Source organism: Pseudoalteromonas sp. SG43-8, assembly GCF_014164245.1.
Lineage (GTDB): Bacteria > Pseudomonadota > Gammaproteobacteria > Enterobacterales > Alteromonadaceae > Pseudoalteromonas > Pseudoalteromonas distincta.
Genome location: NZ_JACJEX010000028.1, coordinates 1 through 4,670, shown reverse-complemented (window position 1 = coordinate 4,670; position 4,670 = coordinate 1). Strand labels below are relative to the sequence as shown.

Sequence of the window (4,670 nt, the reverse complement as noted above, 5' to 3'; positions counted from 1 at the left end):
AGTAGCTTGCTACTTTGCTGACGAGCGGCGGACGGGTGAGTAATGCTTGGGAACATGCCTTGAGGTGGGGGACAACAGTTGGAAACGACTGCTAATACCGCATAATGTCTACGGACCAAAGGGGGCTTCGGCTCTCGCCTTTAGATTGGCCCAAGTGGGATTAGCTAGTTGGTGAGGTAATGGCTCACCAAGGCGACGATCCCTAGCTGGTTTGAGAGGATGATCAGCCACACTGGGACTGAGACACGGCCCAGACTCCTACGGGAGGCAGCAGTGGGGAATATTGCACAATGGGCGCAAGCCTGATGCAGCCATGCCGCGTGTGTGAAGAAGGCCTTCGGGTTGTAAAGCACTTTCAGTCAGGAGGAAAGGTTAGTAGTTAATACCTGCTAGCTGTGACGTTACTGACAGAAGAAGCACCGGCTAACTCCGTGCCAGCAGCCGCGGTAATACGGAGGGTGCGAGCGTTAATCGGAATTACTGGGCGTAAAGCGTACGCAGGCGGTTTGTTAAGCGAGATGTGAAAGCCCCGGGCTCAACCTGGGAACTGCATTTCGAACTGGCAAACTAGAGTGTGATAGAGGGTGGTAGAATTTCAGGTGTAGCGGTGAAATGCGTAGAGATCTGAAGGAATACCGATGGCGAAGGCAGCCACCTGGGTCAACACTGACGCTCATGTACGAAAGCGTGGGGAGCAAACGGGATTAGATACCCCGGTAGTCCACGCCGTAAACGATGTCTACTAGAAGCTCGGAGCCTCGGTTCTGTTTTTCAAAGCTAACGCATTAAGTAGACCGCCTGGGGAGTACGGCCGCAAGGTTAAAACTCAAATGAATTGACGGGGGCCCGCACAAGCGGTGGAGCATGTGGTTTAATTCGATGCAACGCGAAGAACCTTACCTACACTTGACATACAGAGAACTTACCAGAGATGGTTTGGTGCCTTCGGGAACTCTGATACAGGTGCTGCATGGCTGTCGTCAGCTCGTGTTGTGAGATGTTGGGTTAAGTCCCGCAACGAGCGCAACCCCTATCCTTAGTTGCTAGCAGGTAATGCTGAGAACTCTAAGGAGACTGCCGGTGATAAACCGGAGGAAGGTGGGGACGACGTCAAGTCATCATGGCCCTTACGTGTAGGGCTACACACGTGCTACAATGGCGCATACAGAGTGCTGCGAACTCGCGAGAGTAAGCGAATCACTTAAAGTGCGTCGTAGTCCGGATTGGAGTCTGCAACTCGACTCCATGAAGTCGGAATCGCTAGTAATCGCGTATCAGAATGACGCGGTGAATACGTTCCCGGGCCTTGTACACACCGCCCGTCACACCATGGGAGTGGGTTGCTCCAGAAGTAGATAGTCTAACCCTCGGGAGGACGTTTACCACGGAGTGATTCATGACTGGGGTGAAGTCGTAACAAGGTAGCCCTAGGGGAACCTGGGGCTGGATCACCTCCTTATACGATTTAGAACTTATTTGTTCGTAGTGTCCACACAGATGATTGTTAATTAGTGCTTGTCCTTCGGGATAACTAATTAATATGCTCTTTAAAAATTTGGAAAAGCTGATAATAAAATTCTGATGAATAACATTGTTATTTATCAAGAGTTTTCAAAAGTAAAAAAGAATGGTAGCAGTACCATTCAGTGCCATTTGATTAACTCTTATGAGTTGATTGATTGGTATCTACTTTAGTATTCAATATTAACTTCTGGCGAAGTTAAACTGTCACAAAACAAAGACCCGTTTGGGTTGTATGGTTAAGTGACTAAGCGTACACGGTGGATGCCTTGGCAGTTGGAGGCGATGAAGGACGTATTAACTTGCGATAAGCCTAGTCAAGCTAGTAAAAAGCGCTTGAGACTAGGATTTCCGAATGGGGAAACCCACCTGCTTGCAGGTATCGTTAACTGAATACATAGGTTAACGAGGCGAACGCGGAGAACTGAAACATCTAAGTACCCGTAGGAAAAGAAATCAACCGAGATTCCGAAAGTAGCGGCGAGCGAAATCGGAACAGCCCTTAAGCTTATTATGTGTTAATGGAAGGCTCTGGAAAGTGCCACGATACAGGGTGATAGTCCCGTACATGAAAAGACATTTTAAGTGAAATCGAGTAGGTCGGAGCACGTGAAACTTTGACTGAATATAGGTGGACCATCATCTAAGGCTAAATACTCCCAACTGACCGATAGTGAACCAGTACCGTGAGGGAAAGGCGAAAAGAACCCCTGTGAGGGGAGTGAAATAGAACCTGAAACCGTGTACGTACAAGCAGTAGGAGCCCACTTGTTGGGTGACTGCGTACCTTTTGTATAATGGGTCAGCGACTTATATTTTGTAGCGAGGTTAACCGAATAGGGTAGCCGTAGGGAAACCGAGTCTTAACTGGGCGATTAGTTGCAAGGTATAGACCCGAAACCCGGTGATCTAGCCATGGGCAGGTTGAAGGTTGAGTAACATCAACTGGAGGACCGAACCCACTAACGTTGAAAAGTTAGGGGATGACCTGTGGCTAGGAGTGAAAGGCTAATCAAACCGGGAGATAGCTGGTTCTCCCCGAAATCTATTTAGGTAGAGCCTCGGACGAATACTTACGGGGGTAGAGCACTGTTAAGGCTAGGGGGTCATCCCGACTTACCAACCCTTTGCAAACTCCGAATACCGTAAAGTAATATCCGGGAGACACACGGCGGGTGCTAACGTCCGTCGTGAAGAGGGAAACAACCCAGACCGCCAGCTAAGGTCCCAAAGTCATAGTTAAGTGGGAAACGATGTGGAAAGGCCCAGACAGCCAGGAGGTTGGCTTAGAAGCAGCCATCCTTTAAAGAAAGCGTAATAGCTCACTGGTCGAGTCGGTCTGCGCGGAAGATGTAACGGGGCTAAACTATGCACCGAAGCTGCGGATTCAGAATTTATTCTGAGTGGTAGGGGAGCGTTCTGTAAGCGGTTGAAGGTGTACCGGGAGGTATGCTGGACGTATCAGAAGTGCGAATGCTGACATGAGTAACGATAATGGGAGTGAAAAACTCCCACGCCGGAAGACCAAGGGTTCCTATCCCATGTTAATCAGGGTAGGGTAAGTCGACCCCTAAGGCGAGGCCGAAAGGCGTAGTCGATGGGAAACAGATTAATATTTCTGTACTCGATATAATTGCGATGGGGGGACGGAGCAGGCTAAACAAGCATGGCGTTGGTAGTCCATGTGAAAGTGAGTAGGTTGGCGACTTAGGTAAATCCGGGTTGCTATTAAGACTGAGACACGAGACGAGTCACTAAGGTGATGAAGTTGTTGATGCCATACTTCCAGGAAAAGCCTCTAAGCTTCAGATTATATGGAATCGTACCCCAAACCGACACAGGTGGTCAGGTAGAGAATACTAAGGCGCTTGAGAGAACTCGGGTGAAGGAACTAGGCAAAATCGTACCGTAACTTCGGGAGAAGGTACGCTCCTATCTGTGATGAGACTTGCTCTCTAAGCGGACGGGAGCCGCAGTGACCAGGTGGCTGGGACTGTTTATTAAAAACACAGCACTGTGCAAAATCGCAAGATGACGTATACGGTGTGACACCTGCCCGGTGCCGGAAGGTTAATTGATGGGGTTATCCTTAGGGAGAAGCTCTTGATCGAAGCCCCGGTAAACGGCGGCCGTAACTATAACGGTCCTAAGGTAGCGAAATTCCTTGTCGGGTAAGTTCCGACCTGCACGAATGGTGTAACCATGGCCACGCTGTCTCCACCCGAGACTCAGTGAAATTGAAATCGCAGTGAAGATGCTGTGTACCCGCGGCTAGACGGAAAGACCCCGTGAACCTTTACTACAGCTTGGCACTGAACATTGAACCTACATGTGTAGGATAGGTGGGAGACTTTGAAGCAGCGACGCTAGTTGTTGTGGAGTCGTCCTTGAAATACCACCCTTGTAGTTTTGATGTTCTAACGTTGGCCCCTGAATCGGGGTTACGGACAGTGCCTGGTGGGTAGTTTGACTGGGGCGGTCTCCTCCTAAAGAGTAACGGAGGAGCACGAAGGTTGGCTAAGTACGGTCGGACATCGTACGGTTAGTGTAATGGTAGAAGCCAGCTTAACTGCGAGACAGACACGTCGAGCAGGTACGAAAGTAGGTCATAGTGATCCGGTGGTTCTGAATGGAAGGGCCATCGCTCAACGGATAAAAGGTACTCCGGGGATAACAGGCTGATACCGCCCAAGAGTTCATATCGACGGCGGTGTTTGGCACCTCGATGTCGGCTCATCACATCCTGGGGCTGAAGTCGGTCCCAAGGGTATGGCTGTTCGCCATTTAAAGTGGTACGCGAGCTGGGTTTAGAACGTCGTGAGACAGTTCGGTCCCTATCTGCCGTGGGCGTTTGAGAATTGAGAGGGGTTGCTCCTAGTACGAGAGGACCGGAGTGAACGAACCGCTGGTGTTCGGGTTGTCATGCCAATGGCATTGCCCGGTAGCTACGTTCGGAACTGATAAGCGCTGAAAGCATCTAAGCGCGAAGCAGGCCTCGAGATGAGTTCTCACTAGACTTTTAAAGTCTCTGAAGGGCCGTTGAAGACTACAACGTTGATAGGCAAGATGTGGAAGTGGTGTGAGCCATTAAGCTAACTTGTACTAATTACCCGTGAGGCTTAACCATACAACGCCAAACGCGTTTTATG

Annotated in this window: 2 rRNA genes; both read left to right on the top strand. The window is 49.8% G+C overall.

Features of this window, described 5'->3' with window-relative positions:
- Window positions 1-1,459: ribosomal RNA gene (locus H5122_RS19950) — 16S ribosomal RNA — on the top strand; the annotation flags it as partial.
- A gap of 299 nt (window positions 1,460-1,758) precedes the next feature.
- Window positions 1,759-4,648, top strand: a 23S ribosomal RNA gene (locus H5122_RS19945).
- Window positions 4,649-4,670: the final 22 nt, after the last annotated feature.